Here is a 13,615-nt window from a genome sequence, read left to right as displayed (position 1 = left end):
TTTGGCCTTTTGGCGATTGGAGTCGTGCCCCTACCTGTAGTTGCCGTTGTGGGTCGCCCCAACGTGGGCAAATCCAGTCTCGTCAACCGCCTGGCAGGGACGCGGGCGGCCATTATCCACGACGAGCCCGGCATAACGCGGGATCGCCTCTACCAAGAGGTGGAGTGGAATGGGCGCCGCCTGCGGGTGGTGGACACAGGCGGGCTGGTTTTTGGCGACGACAGTGAGTTTCTGCCCCACATCCGCCAGCAGGCCATGCTGGCAATGGCCGAGGCCCATGCCGTCATCTTCGTGGTGGATGGCCGCGAGGGGCTAACTCCTGCTGACAAAGAATTGGCCGATTGGCTGCGCAAACAACCCCTGCCGGTGGTGGTGGCTGTCAACAAGTGCGAGTCAGGGCAACTGGGCCTGGCCCAGGCGGCAGCTTTTTGGGAGCTGGGGCTGGGGGAACCGATCCCCTGTTCCGCCATCCACGGCAACGGAGTGGCAGAGGTACTGGAGGCGGTGCTGCCTCATCTGCCGGAAGGAGAGGAAGCTGCCGGTGAAGCAGAGCCCATTGCTGTAGCCATTGTCGGCCGGCCCAATGTGGGTAAGTCCAGCCTGCTCAACCGCCTGGTGGGATCCGAGCGGGCCATTGTCAGCCCCATTGCTGGCACCACCCGCGATGCCATCGACACTCTGGTGGAGTGGGAGGGGCAGAGCTATCGCCTCATCGACACGGCCGGGATCCGCAGGAAAAGCCGGGTGGAATATGGGGTGGAGTTTTTCAGCATCAACCGCGCCTTCAAAGCCATCCGGCGCTCGGATGTGGTGCTGCTGGTCATTGACGCCCTGGAGGGGGTAACCGAGCAGGATCAGCGGCTAGCTGGCCGCATTGAGGAAGAAGGCCGCGCCTGCATCATCGTTGTCAACAAGTGGGACGCGGTGGAAAACAAAGATACTTACACCATTAACGAGTACACCCGCGAGATCCGCGAGCGGCTTTATTTCATTGACTGGGCACCCCTGTTGTTTGTCAGCGCCCTCACGGGGCAGCGCACCCACAAGATCTTTGCCGAGGTCAACACGGCGGTAGCCGCCCATCGCAAACGCATCCCCACCTCTGTGGTTAACGAGGTGCTGCAGGATGCCCTTGCCTGGCAGTCACCCCCCGCCAACCGCCAGGGCAGGCAGGGTAGGATCTACTACGGCACTCAAATAGGGGAGCGGCCCCCTACTTTCCTCCTCTTTGTCAACGATCCCGATCTCTTCAAAGAAAACTACCGCCGCTACCTGGAAAAGCACTTCCGGCAAAACTTGGACTTCACCGGCACTCCCCTCCGCTTTATCTGGCGCGGCAAGTCCGAGCGGCGGGTGGGCCAGGAAGTGCGCAAGCTAGAGGGATCCCTGGCCTCCCCCTAGGACTCCACAGCGGCAAGACAACAGCTTTTTTCTCTTGAGCAAACCGCAAACAAGGCTTATGGCTGTGGATGCCAACGTCAAAACTCTAGTGGAAAACCGCCGCGCCCGCTTTGAGTACGAGATCTTGGAGACCTACGAAGCCGGGCTCCAGCTAACCGGCACAGAGGTGAAATCCATCCGAGCCGGCAAAGCCAATCTCCAGGACGCCTTTGCGCTCTTTCGCGATGGCGAGGCCTGGCTGCACAACCTGCATATTGCCCCCCACGGAACTACCAGCAAGGAACTCAACCACGATCCCACCCGCCGCCGCAAGCTGCTATTGCACCGCCGTGAGATCGACCGCCTGCGGGGCTTGGTGGAGCAGAAGGGCCTGACTGTGGTTCCCCTGCGGCTGGTGCTTAACCGCGGCTGGATCAAGGCCCACCTGGGCGTGGCCCGCGGCAAAAAGCTCCACGACAAGCGGCGAGCCATTAAGGAACGGGAGACGCGGCGGGAAATCCAGCGGGAGCTCAAGGGGCGCTAAGGCCCGCCAACTCCCGGTAGCTCCAAGGGGGTAACCTGCGCTCTCCAATGGCACTGGCGCCCTTGCTGCAGCTTCAGGGAGAGGCTCGGAAGCAAGATCCAACTCGGTCGGCCCCCCAGGGGGAGGTAGGGTCCGCTGCCTAGGGAGTTCTAGGCACCCGGGAGAGGGAAGAAGCGCTCGGTGGCTTGCACCCGCTCACACCAGGCGCGGATGTTGGGGAAGGGTTTGAGGTCGAAGCCACCCTGCTCAGCCACATGGGTGTAGGTAAAAAGGGCCAGATCTGCAATCGTGTAGCGGTTACCCACGAAGAACGCTTTCCCCCGCAGATGGCCTTCCATGATCTCCAAAGCCTCCGTGCCAAGTTTCCGGTTCTGGGCAATCAGCTCGGCGTTGGCCTCGGCTTGTCCAGTCCGCACTAGGAAGCGAGTGGTGGCAATGTAGCGGGCAATGCGGGTCTGTTCAAAAAGGAGCCATTTCAAGATCTCAGCCCGCTCCAGCCGCGTTTGGCCGTAGAGGGGGGTGTCTTCTGCTAGGTAAACCAAGATTGCCGCCGACTCGGCCAAGACCGTGCCATCTTCCAGCTCCAAGGCCGGGATCTGGCCCAGGGGATTCTTGGCCAGGTACTCGGGGCGGCGATTTTCTCCAGTTCTGGAATTGACCTCAACCGTCTCGTAAGGGATCCCCAACTGCCTGAGGAGCAGCTCCACTTTGTAGCAATTGCCGGAGGTGGGGATCCCGTACAGTCGCAGCATGGTCGTCAGCCTCAGCCTATAACTTTACCATCACTATCATCGCCTGCGGGACCCTCTTGCACCCCTAGGACTCCAGCCGATAGCCGAAGTTGCGCAGCAGGTGCTCGGAGCGCCGCCAGTGGGGCTGGACCTTGACAAAGAGCTCCAGGTATACCTTGCCGGCAATGAGCTTTTGAATCTGGAGGCGGGCGGCCTGGCCAATCTGCTTGAGCCTTTCTCCTCCCTTGCCGATGAGGATCCCTTTTTGCGAGTCCCGCTCCACGTAGAGGGTGGCTAGGATACGGGTAACGGTGGGGGTTTCTTCCACCTGGTCAATGGTCACGGCTACCGAGTGGGGCACCTCCTCGCGGGTGTGCAGTAGCACCTGTTCCCGGATAAGCTCCGCCATGATGAATCGCTCTGGTTGATCGGTTACCAGGTTGGGCGGATAGTAATAGGGCCCGGGGGGCAGCAGGTCAACAGTAGCCTGGATGAGGGGCGCCAAACTGCTGGGATCCAACGCCGACACCCAGACGACGGGGGCGTCGGGCCGCAGGGCTTGGTAGCTCTCCTGGTGAGCCTGGCGCCTGGCCGCGTCTTTGGGCAGGAGATCGGCTTTGTTGCAGACAAGGATGCAGGGGGTAGCAGCAGGGATCCGCTCGGCGATAAAAGCATCTCCCCGCCCTGCCGGCACCGAGCCATCCACCACAAAGAGGACGACATCCACGCTCCCAATGGCAGCCTGGGCGTTGTGCACCAAGATCTCCCCCAGGCGGTGGTGGGGCTTGTGGATGCCGGGAGTATCCACCCAGATGATCTGGGCTTGGGGCAAGGTAAGGATCCCGCGCAGGCGGTTGCGGGTGGTCTGAGCCACGGGGGAGGTGATGGCAATCTTCTGGCCCACCAGGGCGTTCATGAGGGTGGACTTGCCCACATTGGGCCGTCCAATGAGCGCTGCAAACCCTGACTTAAACCCTGCTGGGGCAGTCGGGAGGGCAGAGGGCTCCAGCTCCCTCGTTCGAGCTGGCTCCAGCGCTTCTGGGATCCCCTGCCCTGCGAGATCCGGAAGCGGAGAATAGCTGGCATGCTCTTCCTGCTGTTCTGCTGCCATTATTGCGAACCCTATTTCTGGTAGGTGGGCAAGAAGTGCTCCTGGTCATTGTCCAAAGCTAGCAAAGCCTCGGGGAGGGGTAGGGAAAGAGATCCCAGACTGGCCAGGGTCGTGCCGGGGTAGTAGAAAGCGAGGATCTGGGCCGCATTCAACCCCTGCCGGGCCAAGGTGTAGGCGCCGTACTGACTCAGCCCCACCCCATGGCCAAAACCGCCGCCGATAAAGCGGTAGCCCGTCAGCTGCTGGCCCTGGTTGAGGGGCTCGATGCGGAATAGGGTGCTGTAGAGGCGGGGAAAGGCCAGGCGCACCTGATCCTTGCGCAAAACCAGCGAGTAAGGCCCTTGGGGCGTCTGCAAGTCCACCCGCAGCGCCTGCACCCGACCACTGACCGAGCGCTCCAGAACCTGTAGCCTCTGGATGGTGGTCCATTCAGGCAGGGGGATCCCCAGGTAGTCTTGGTTAGCCCGCAGTTGGGCGTTTAGCTCAGCCAGGGATTGGGAGAACTCCCAGCGGAAAAGGGGGGATACCCCTGCTTCATTGAAACCCTCCCGCCGCCTCAGAAAGGCCTGCAAGTTGTCTTCTTGCCGCAAGTCAAAGACCAGCTCCGCCTGGGGGGCAATGTCGGCGCGAGGGCGCAAGTAAGGGCGGGGCTCACCGTCCCACACCTCTTCAAAGCCCGCAGAGATGCCGCCATTGGCAGAGGAATAGACGGCATCCACCAGCTCGCCATTGTAGGTAAGTACCAAACCGGTGGTCTGGCGAATGGCCTCGTCAGCCCGCGGGTGGGTTCCCGTCAGCCCCTTGTAAACCTGGCAGTGGGTGTTGGCACAGAGGTGGTAGTCGTCAATCTGAAAGCGGTGCAGGTTCTTGAGGGCGTAGGTGCGCGCCAAGATGGCCTGGGCGGCCATGGCAGCAAAGGGAGCCCCCGGCCCTACCTCATGGGGCACCACCCCCCGCAAATAGGTTTCCAAGGGCACGGCGTTGACCACGGTGTAGCTGCCGTAGGCGTTAGGCTGAATGGTAATCGAGCCAGCATAGTAGCGGTCGTTCACCTGCAGATAGCCGGCATCCGAGGTTACCCGAAGCCGGGTGCGGTGGTAGCGAAAGTAACCATGCACCCAGCTCAGCTGTGGCTGCTGGCGCCGCTGTTGCACCTCCAGCCGCACCTGGGGGATCTCTTTTGCTTGCGCATATTGTTGAATCTGGAGCAGTTGTTGGGGAGTGTAGGCGCGGCTGGCCCACACCTGCCATTCCTGGGGCTGAGCAATCTCAGTGCGGATCCCTAGAGCCTGCCAATAGTTGGCGCTGGCCTCGGCGCTCTCAAAACTTTTGTGACTGCTGAGGATAAGGCGGTAAACGGTTTCTGGATGGGCTAAGGCGCGGTTGACGATCCCAACGGTTACTCGCGGGGTGCGCTGCGTTTGTGTGCTGCCGTCGGCCTGGGGAAATTCCAGCGTCAGCAGCGACCCAGTTGGTGCCGCCAACTCCACCTGATCCTTCTCAGAACGACCAAAGTGCTGCAGGATGCCCACCCGTAAAATCGGGTTCTGCGGGGTAACCACCGTCGCCCAAGTCTTTCCAGGAGGGGCGCCGGCAGCGCGAAACGCCAAAGCCGCCAGCAGCACACCCAAGCCAGAAATGAGCGTACTCTGCAAGGGGGGCCGAGGCTGGGTGGGGGGAGGTTGGTAACTGGGCATGGACGCTTTATGCTGATAACGCACCCCGTTGATTCTACCTGCATCTCTTTGGCCTACCCCTGTATGGATGCTTTTTTCCCCTCTACCCCCCCTCCTCTGCGCAAGGGAGCCGGCTGGCGACTGGGCTGGGATCCGGCGCGATCCCCGTTTGTGGCCCTGGTGGGGGGAGAAACGTGGGCGCTGGAGCTAACTCAAGAAGAGTGGCAAGCTTTTGGGCAGGGGGTGTACTGCCTGCAGCAGGATATGGAAGCCATAGCCTCCCAACTGATGGCAGAAGAGAGCATCACTCTGGAGCGAACTTTCCCCTGGCTAACTTTGATTGCCAGTGGCAGCCCCACTGCCTGGGATCTTTACCTACAGTTGCATCAGGGCCGGCGCGGCGAAGGCTTCTGGCCAGCAGAGGCTGTCCCAGGGCTGTGTCGTGCTCTTGCCCAGTTGCGGGAGCAAGGCAAAGTTTAGATCCAGTAATGGCCCAGGGAATTCGTTAGGATGGTTGCAGTGGGGCAGCGCCAGAACCCTCATGTCGACAGCTTCAGAGCTCAAGCCGGCTCAGCCTCGCGACTGCCGAGATTGCCCTCCAGATGGCCAGCCAATTACCATTGCCCTAGCCAAGGGAGCTTTGCTAGCCGATGCTATCCGCTGTTTGCAGCAGGTAGGGATCGACTTCAGCCGCTTTCTGGATCCGGCCAATCGCCTCTTGCGCATTGAATCCCCCACCCAATTCAAGGGACAGCGCTACGCGGCGCTGCTGGTGCGCAACCAGGACGTGCCAGTGTACGTGGAGTACGGCCAGGCCCAACTGGGGATTGTCGGCTACGATGTCCTGCGGGAGCGCTACGCCGGCAGGAAAGCGGAGGTAGCCCACCTGTTGGATTTAAAGTTTGGCTACTGCCGCATGGCGGTGGCTCTTCCCCAAGACAGCCCCTACACCTCAGCGGCCCAGTTGCCTCCCTATGCCCGGGTAGCTTCCAAGTTTGTCCGCTGCGCCCGCGAGTATTTCGACCGCCTGGACTTGCCGGTGGAGCTCATCTCCCTCTCTGGCTCGGTGGAGCTGGCTCCCCTTGTTGGCATGGCTGATGCCATCGTGGACTTAGTAGCCACCGGACGTACCCTGCGGGAAAATGGCCTGGTGGAACGGGACTGTCTCTTCGAGAGCACAGCCCGCCTGATTGCCCATCCCACCAGCTACCGGGTTAACCAGCAGCCCATTGGCGAGTTGGTGGCTCAGATCCGGGAGCGCTGGCTGGGCTCTGTACTAGCAGTTGGCTAGCCGTGAACTACCCCCTAGGCAGGTGCCTGACGACAAGGCTTTTGTCTCTTCCTCTGCCCCAGTGGATACCGGGCTCCTGTCCCCAGAGCAGACGGGGTATTGACACTCCCCCGACACTAAAGCTGGTGAGCGACTCTTTTCCGCCCCGCCCTTCGGACAGCCCTAGGAAGGCTTGAGGGTTTGCGGGGAAGACAGACCGCCCTTCTGCTCCCTTCTGGAGGTCAGCATCGGGTTGAGGGTTGCAAACCCTACCGACAGAACTCCGTCCCCCTGACGCGAGCAGGCAAGTCAACGGGAGGAAGGAGGAAAGAGCCCCTGTACTCGTAGGGTCAGGGCTGGGAGGATGTCAGGATTGCGTACAATGGGGGCATTGGTTTAATTGCCCCAGCAGATTCAAAACAGGTTTTTCGAGGTTGATTATGCGGTACCGTCCCCTACTCGCCATCCTGTTGGCCCTCTGTCTGAGCGTCTTCGCCTTTCGGGCTGAGGCGGCCAAGGCTCCTCTAACCTACGACCAGATCCGCAACACGGGCAAGGCGGCCATTTGCCCTTCGGTCTCGGACGATGCCCGCGGCCGCATTGAGGTGCCCAAGGGGGGATCCCTAAAGCTAACCGATGTCTGCTTCCAGCCAGTGCAAATTGAGGTGGAAGAAGAAAAACGGAACGGGGAAAAAGAGTTTATCAAGGCCAAAAACATTATGATCTCGGCGGCCACGCTGGGACCGATTAAGGCGGAAGTCACCCCTAAAGACGGCGGGTTGGAGCTCAAAGTGGTGGATGGGATCACTTTTCAGCCGACCACCGGTCAGTTACCCCGCGGCGAGCGGGTGCCCTTTTTGTTTAGCGTGAAAGACTTGGTGGCTACCGCTCCAGGATCCGCCATCGATCCCTCAACGGACTTTGAAGGAGAGTTCTTGGTGCCTGGCTACCGTACCAGCAGCTTCCTCGACTCGCGGGGGCGCGGCTCCAGCACTGGCTACGACACGGCTGTAGGGCTGCAGGCAGCTAAGGAGGACTTTGCTGCCAACCGCAAGGTGGACGAGATCTCCCAGGGGAAAATGTCGCTGCGCATTGCTCGCGTGGATCCCAGCAGCGGAGAAATAGGTGGCTCCTTTGTGAGCATTCAGCAATCTAGCACCGAGCAGGGGGCACTGAAACCTCGCACCGTTCGCGTTCAGGGCCTGTTTTATGCGCGGCTGGCGCAGGAGTCCTAAAAAAGCTTGAGGCAGCTCATACCCGAGGCAGGGATCTCTCCCTGCCTATTTGTTCCTGCCAAGGGTGCAGCAGTGGCAGGTCTTGGGGTAGGCACCTTACACCCCTCTCTGCGGGTTGACGCCAGCCAGGAGCTATGGCCTTCGAGGAGCGCAACAGGCATGGCCAACTACGACTGGATCGTCATCGGGGGCGGGATCACAGGGGCGGCCCTAAGCTATGAGTTGACCCGCCAGGGGGGATCCGTTCTTCTAATTGAAAAGGAGGCGCTGCCGCCCAGTGCCACTCGCTACAGCTACGGTGGCCTGGCCCATTGGGCGGGGAAAACCCCCCTCCTCAAAGCCCTGGGGGAGGAAGGGATCCAACGCTATCGCACCCTCTCAGAGGAGCTGGAGGCGGATCTGCAATTTCGCGAGCTGGATCTGCTCCTGCTGATTGCTCCTGGCTACTCCGTGGAAAGCGTGGAGGCGGATCTGGCTGACTGTCGCATCCCACCCCAGCGCATTTCCGTGGAGACGGCCTGTGAGCTGGAGCCCCTCTTGAATCCGGTGGCCCTGGAGGGCGTGCTCTGGGCGCGACATGGCCACATTCATCCCTGGCTGACGACGCTGGCTTTTCAGAAGGCTTTCCAACGCCTGGGGGGATCCCTGCTTTTGCAAACCGTAACCGGCTTGCGGCGGCAGGGGCAGCGGATCACGGGGGTGGAGACCCCTACAGGCTGCTATGGGGCAGCCCAGGTGGTGGTGTGCGCCGGCGGCTGGACGCGGGCTCTGTTGCGCCAGGCCGGGATCTGGGCCCCTATCTACTTCACCCACGCCGAATCCCTTGAGCTGGAGCCTGCAGAGGTGCGGTTGAGAACCATTGTCATGAGTGCGCCCGTGCAGCGCCTGGAGCTGGAGCGGCAAGCCGGCCACCCCGACCGGGATCCCCTCTGGGACAAGCCGGGGCAGGAGATCTGCCCGCCGATTTTGGATGTCGGGATCCTGCAATTTCTAGACGGCAGCCTTCGCCTGGGCCAGATCAGTCGGGTGCTGACGGATCCCCAGGCCGAGGTGGATGCCGCCGCTAGCGAAGCGCAAATCCGCTCCCAAGCAGAGCGCTACTTGCCGGCAGTAGCTCACTTGCCCGGGCGCTGGCGCCACTGCTTAGTGGCCTTTAGCAGCGATCACCACCCTCTGGTGGGATCCCTGCCCGGCTGGGAAGGGCTGCAACTCTTTTCCGGCTTCAGCAACCCCTTGGCCATTGTGCCAGCCTTGGCCCGCCGCTTTGCCCAGCAGGCCTACGGACAGGCCGATGAGTGGCTTCCCAGTCTCTCACCAGCGCGCTTTGCTGGGTTCTCAGCCGCTGCCCCTCTCCCTCAGGGATAGGGGCAAAAGAATCCTCCCTCCTTGCTCAAGACCCCTCCTCAGCCGGCGGTGTCTCCAGCAGGTCTTCCAGGCTCAGTTGGACTTGGCGCTGCAAGGCCCGAATGGCTTGATATTCCTGTTGAATACTGGCCTGGTACTGGGCAGCAAGGGCGGTGTTGCCCTCGGAAAAGGCTTGATCCCAAAGCTGGGTCCAGTAGCGGTAGCGCTTTTGGCGAATCTCCAGCTCCATGTTGGCCAAGGCGGCGCGCACCACCAGCTGGGGGCGCATCAGGGCAATACGGGTTGTTTCATCCAGCCAGAGCAGGTGGCTAAGGCGCTCGTTGAGCTCATCGTCTTGGGCGCAGAGGGTGCGCAAAGCCGTCAGCAGAGCCTCTCCCTGCTCTTCCAGCTCCGGTTGCACTGCCAGTAGCTCCAAGATCCGCTGCCACAACTCCCGGTGGGGACGGAAGCTAAATTGCAGCTCTCGCTCCAGCAAGGTGTGGCGGATCTCGCGGCGGTACTCGGCAAAATGCAGGAAGATCTGCAGAAGGTGGGACTCTGCTTGCAACAGTTTGGATCCCTTGTTGGCAGAAAGTTGCTGGGGTTGAGCCCAGCGGTGCTGGCGTACGGCACGGCGCAGATCCTCTTCCAGGTCGCGGCTAAGGCGGGCGTTGCCGCGGCTAAGCAATTCTGCCACCTTGTGAATGTACAGAGAGCGCCACTGTCCGCCCAAGCCAGCCAACAAGTGCACCAGCGCCTGATAGGCCTGCTGGAAATCGGCAGCTTGGCTGAGATCTCGACCGGCCAGCACCTGCTCAATCTGCCAATCCAGCCATAGGGGAGCCTGAGCCAGCAGGGCCTCCAATTGGGAAGCGGGGTGCTGCCGCAGGAACTCGTCGGCATCTTTCCCAGCGGGGAGGGTGAGGATGCGCAGCTCAATTTCCCCCCGCCGCGCCTGCTCTTCAATGGCTGCGATAGCCCGGTTGGCGGCGTTGAACCCGGCGGGGTCGGCATCGAAGTTGAGAATGAGCCGCTTAGACTGCGTATAGCGCAGCAAGGCCTTGACCTGCTGCGGCGTCAGGGCCGTGCCCATGGCGGCTACAGCATAGGCAATCCCGGCTTGGTGTAGGGCGATGACATCGAAGTAGCCCTCCACTACCAAGACTTGGTCGGCCTTGGCAATGGCGTCGCGGGCAAAGTTAAGGCCGTAGACCACCTGGCTCTTGTTAAAGAGCTCCGTTTCCGGGGAGTTGAGGTACTTGGGCTGCTCCTCTCCCAAGGCTCTGCCGGCAAAGCCAATTACCCGCCCCTGGGGATCAAAAATGGGCAGCATGATGCGGTTGCGAAAGCGGTCGTAGTGGCCAGATCCCTGCTGGCGCGGCACCAGCAAGCCGGCTTCTTCCAGGAGCTTGACCGGCTGGCCCTTCTGGTTAACCAGGTATTCGTAGAGCGACTGCCACCCAGGGGGAGCAAAGCCAATTTGAAACTTTTGCCAAGTCTCTTCGCTTAGGCGCCGGCTGTGCAAATACTCGCGGGCTGCAGCTCCCACCTGGGAGCGGAGAGCATGCCGATAGAAATCGGCAGCCAGGGCCAAAATCTCCAGCAGCTTTTCCCGGTGGGAGAGTTGGCGCTCGTAGTCCTGGGACAGGGATCCCTTTGGCTCCGGCAGGGGCAGGTGGTAGCGCTGGGCCAGGTGGCGCACGGCGTCGGCAAAGGAAAGATGCTCGGTCTGCATGACAAAGCGAATCACATCTCCCCCTGCCCCACAGGCGAAGCACTTGTAGATCTGCTTGCTGGGGCTGACCTGAAAGCTGGGCTTGTGGTCGTTGTGGAAAGGACAGAGGCCGACGAAATTCTTGCCCCGCTTGTGCAGCACCACCTTTTCGGCCACCACCTCGACAATATCGGCCCTTTGGAGCACCAGTTGAATGAACTCGGGGGGCAGACCGCTCATGGTTTGGAGGGATCCGAACCTCAAGGTAGGCGGGGGAAACTCGACAGGCCGTCTTTTGACGGGGCTCAAGGGGCCTGGGATAATGAGCATGCCTTGAAGGCTGGTTTTTGGTCAATGCCTAAGATGAAAATGCAAATTGTCAAGCCTTTTTTTATAGGGCTTTTGTTGGCCATCTCTACCCTCTTTTGGAGTCCACAAGTGGCTTCTGCAGAGCCAGACTTGGCCTTGGGAGCCAAGGTTTTTCAGGCCAAATGTGTGGGCTGTCATCTCAACGGGCGCAACTCTATAGTGCCGGCCAAAAATCTCTCCCTAGCTGCCCTGCACGAGTACCACGTCGATACGCCTGAGCTCATCCAAGCCCAGGTGCGCAACGGCAAAGGGGCCATGCCTGCTTTTGGCAAGCTCCTCAAGCCAGAAGAGATCGAGGCGGTGGCCGCCTACGTTCTGGATCGCGCTGAGCACAACTGGAGCAAGGGCTGATGGGAAAAGAAGGTGCTCAGAACCCCGCCTTACTAACCCAAAGCTTGGCGGAAGGGCAGGGATCCCGCCGCCGGCTCCTGTCAGTTGGCATAGGGGCCCATGGGCTGGTGGCCGTCGGCATCTCCGCCCATGGAGTGGTGGCCATTGGCGTGGTGACCCACGGCATTCTCTCCATTGGCCTGGTAGCCATGGGCGCCCTCTCCTTTGGGCTGGTGTCGATGGGCTTGGCCAGCGCCGGCCTGGTGTCCATGGGCCTCTCCAGTTGGGGTCAGCACAGCATGAGCGTGACCGAATCCCACGGCTCCCATCACCATCCTTAGCTTTTGTTGGCCGGATCCTGCCTAGTTCCCTTTCCACCTAGCGTTGTTAAGGAGTATTTACAATGTTCAGTTGGCACAGTTACCTGGCCTTGGCCAAGAAATCTCTGCTGGCCCTGGGAATGAGCGTTGTGCCCCTTTCTTCTGCTTGGGCCCATGTGACTGTCCATCCCAAAGAGGCCCCGGCGGGCAGCGTTGCCAAGCTCACCTTCCGCGTGCCCCATGGCTGCGATGGCTCCCCAACCATTCGCCTGCGGGTGCAGATCCCGGAAGGGGCCACCTCGGTGAAGCCGATGGTGCACCCCCTCTGGAAAATTGAGACGGTGAAAAAGCCGCTGGATAAGCCCTACGAGTCCCACGGGAAGATGATCACCGAAACAGTGGCCGAGGTGATCTGGAGCGGCGGATCCCTGCCGGATGAGTTCATGGATGAGTTCAGCCTCATCCTCAGGCTGCCGGATCGCCCCGGCGAGACTATCCCCATCCCGGTCATCCAGGAGTGTGAACAAGGCATGTACCGCTGGATCCAGGTGGCGCAGCCGGGGGAGGATCCCAAAAACCTGCCAGAGCCGGCGCCGCTGCTGAAGCTGACGGACAAAGGAGGGACCCACGGCCACGGCCATGGCGCTCGCTAGCCGGGTTGCCGCTGGAATCATGTCTTTTTTGCAAAAAGGGATCCTCTTCTGGATTCGGGTGGGTCTCCTGGGCACCCTGCTGTGGGTGGGCGGGATCCAGCCCGTTTTTGCCCATGCCAGCTTGCTCTCCACCTTTCCCGAAGATGGAGCAATCCTGCAGGAAGCGCCGGCGCGGGTGCGGCTGGTCTTCAATGAACCTGTGCAGCTCACGCAGCTCCAGGTTTTGGACGGCAACGGCCAGGTGCTACCCCTGGAAAACTTGGTTAGCACGGGCAACGCACCGCAGGGGGATTTGCCGGCGGAGATCCCGGAGGGGGTTTACATCGTCAGTTGGCGGGCCATCTCTGCCGATTCCCACCCGGTAAGTGGTTCGTTTGCCTTTCAGGTGGGGACGGCGGATCCGGGGCTGTTGCAGGCGGCGAGGGCAGCCCAAGCGGGGGATCCCTTCTATTGGCCGCTGGTGGGAGTGCGCTGGGGGATCTACCTGGGCAGCCTGTTTGTGGTGGGCGTGCTGGGTGGGTGGCGGCTGCTGCGGGGGCGGTCGGGCGCTGCAGAGGAAATAGAGCTCTCTGCCGAGGCCTGGGCTTTTGCGGCTGCCTGGCTCACCCTCAGCCTGACGCTGGTGGCTTTGAGTTTGCACCTGGCCCAGCTCTACCCCCACTTTGCCGGGCCGGAGCTGCTGAGCGTGCTGGCCTCTCCCTATGGTTGGGGCACAGGGCTGCGGCTGGTGGGGCTGGGGATCCTGATCTGGGCCTGCGAGAGCGGCCCTGGCTGGGCCAGCGGATTGGGGTCGATGGCGGTGATTGGCTCGTTTTTGCCCATCGGCCATGCCCTCACTAGCGAGTATCCAGCAGGGACGATGGCCCTCTTGGGGCTGCATCTAGCCGGCTCGGCTTTTTGGGTGGGGGGGTGGGGGGGCCTGGAGCGCCTGCTAAGCC

14 protein-coding genes are annotated in these 13,615 nt (G+C 61.4%); 10 read left to right on the top strand and 4 right to left on the bottom strand.

Going from position 1 to position 13,615, the window contains the following annotated elements; genetic code table 11:
• Positions 1-24 precede the first annotated feature (24 nt).
• Positions 25-1,401 carry a ribosome biogenesis GTPase Der gene (gene der / locus NW827_RS01705; protein WP_414403135.1) on the top strand — a complete coding sequence of 459 codons (1,377 nt, stop codon included), beginning with the start codon at positions 25-27 and terminating at the stop codon, positions 1,399-1,401.
• Between the two features lie 58 nt (positions 1,402-1,459).
• Entirely contained in the window at positions 1,460-1,924 is a 465-nt protein-coding gene (gene smpB, locus NW827_RS01700) for an SsrA-binding protein SmpB (RefSeq protein WP_414403134.1), read from the top strand.
• A 149-nt stretch (positions 1,925-2,073) separates the two neighbouring features.
• On the opposite strand, the gene NW827_RS01695 is transcribed toward smpB, so the two are convergent.
• The 3 genes from NW827_RS01695 to NW827_RS01685 all read right to left on the bottom strand — a co-directional run bounded on the left by NW827_RS01695 (position 2,074) and on the right by NW827_RS01685 (position 5,463).
• Positions 2,074-2,676 (bottom strand): glutathione S-transferase family protein, encoded by a 603-nt coding sequence (locus tag NW827_RS01695; RefSeq protein WP_414403133.1) that lies wholly within the window; start codon positions 2,674-2,676, stop codon positions 2,074-2,076.
• Positions 2,677-2,740: 64 nt separating this feature from the next.
• Positions 2,741-3,766, bottom strand: a complete 1,026-nt coding sequence (gene era / locus NW827_RS01690) for a GTPase Era (protein WP_414403132.1) — start codon at positions 3,764-3,766, stop codon at positions 2,741-2,743.
• 11 nt (positions 3,767-3,777) lie between these two features.
• Positions 3,778-5,463, bottom strand: a complete 1,686-nt coding sequence (locus tag NW827_RS01685) for a SpoIID/LytB domain-containing protein (protein ID WP_414403131.1) — start codon at positions 5,461-5,463, stop codon at positions 3,778-3,780.
• A gap of 63 nt (positions 5,464-5,526) precedes the next feature.
• On the opposite strand from NW827_RS01685, the gene NW827_RS01680 reads away from it, so the two are divergent.
• The 4 genes from NW827_RS01680 (at position 5,527) to NW827_RS01665 (ending at position 9,312) form a co-directional block, all read left to right on the top strand.
• Complete coding sequence (locus tag NW827_RS01680; RefSeq protein WP_414403130.1) at positions 5,527-5,922, top strand: DUF1818 family protein; 396 nt, start codon at positions 5,527-5,529, stop codon at positions 5,920-5,922.
• Positions 5,923-5,983: 61 nt separating this feature from the next.
• Positions 5,984-6,733 carry an ATP phosphoribosyltransferase gene (gene hisG, locus NW827_RS01675; RefSeq protein WP_414359566.1) on the top strand — a complete coding sequence of 250 codons (750 nt, stop codon included), beginning with the start codon at positions 5,984-5,986 and terminating at the stop codon, positions 6,731-6,733.
• Between the two features lie 419 nt (positions 6,734-7,152).
• Positions 7,153-7,947, top strand: coding sequence for a photosystem II manganese-stabilizing polypeptide (locus NW827_RS01670; RefSeq protein WP_414403129.1), 795 nt, complete (start codon positions 7,153-7,155; stop codon positions 7,945-7,947).
• A gap of 159 nt (positions 7,948-8,106) precedes the next feature.
• Entirely contained in the window at positions 8,107-9,312 is a 1,206-nt protein-coding gene (locus NW827_RS01665) for an NAD(P)/FAD-dependent oxidoreductase (protein WP_414503265.1), read from the top strand.
• Positions 9,313-9,337: 25 nt separating this feature from the next.
• On the opposite strand, the gene dnaG is transcribed toward NW827_RS01665, so the two are convergent.
• Positions 9,338-11,245: a DNA primase gene (gene dnaG, locus NW827_RS01660; RefSeq protein WP_414503264.1), complete on the bottom strand. Its 1,908-nt coding sequence runs from the start codon at positions 11,243-11,245 to the stop codon at positions 9,338-9,340.
• A 198-nt stretch (positions 11,246-11,443) separates the two neighbouring features.
• Here dnaG and NW827_RS01655 point away from each other — a divergent pair, with 198 nt between their 5' ends.
• The 4 genes from NW827_RS01655 to NW827_RS01640 all read left to right on the top strand — a co-directional run.
• Positions 11,444-11,725, top strand: coding sequence for a c-type cytochrome (locus NW827_RS01655; RefSeq protein WP_414359572.1), 282 nt, complete (start codon positions 11,444-11,446; stop codon positions 11,723-11,725).
• Complete coding sequence (locus NW827_RS01650) at positions 11,725-12,045, top strand: hypothetical protein (RefSeq protein ID WP_414359573.1); 321 nt, start codon at positions 11,725-11,727, stop codon at positions 12,043-12,045. Before NW827_RS01655 ends, NW827_RS01650 begins: the two co-directional genes overlap by 1 nt.
• 62 nt (positions 12,046-12,107) lie before the next feature.
• The gene (locus tag NW827_RS01645) at positions 12,108-12,677 is read left to right on the top strand and encodes a YcnI family protein (RefSeq protein ID WP_414359575.1); all 570 of its coding nucleotides are present in this window, start codon (positions 12,108-12,110) and stop codon (positions 12,675-12,677) included.
• Positions 12,678-12,696: 19 nt separating this feature from the next.
• On the top strand, positions 12,697-13,615 hold a 919-nt coding region (locus tag NW827_RS01640; RefSeq protein ID WP_414503263.1), incomplete at its 3' end, for a copper resistance protein CopC.

This window comes from Synechococcus sp. H70.1, from assembly GCF_047502705.1.
GTDB lineage: Bacteria > Cyanobacteriota > Cyanobacteriia > Thermostichales > Thermostichaceae > Thermostichus.
The sequence above is the reverse complement of the archived record's forward strand: the minus strand, read 5'-3'. Positions and strand labels throughout refer to the sequence as shown.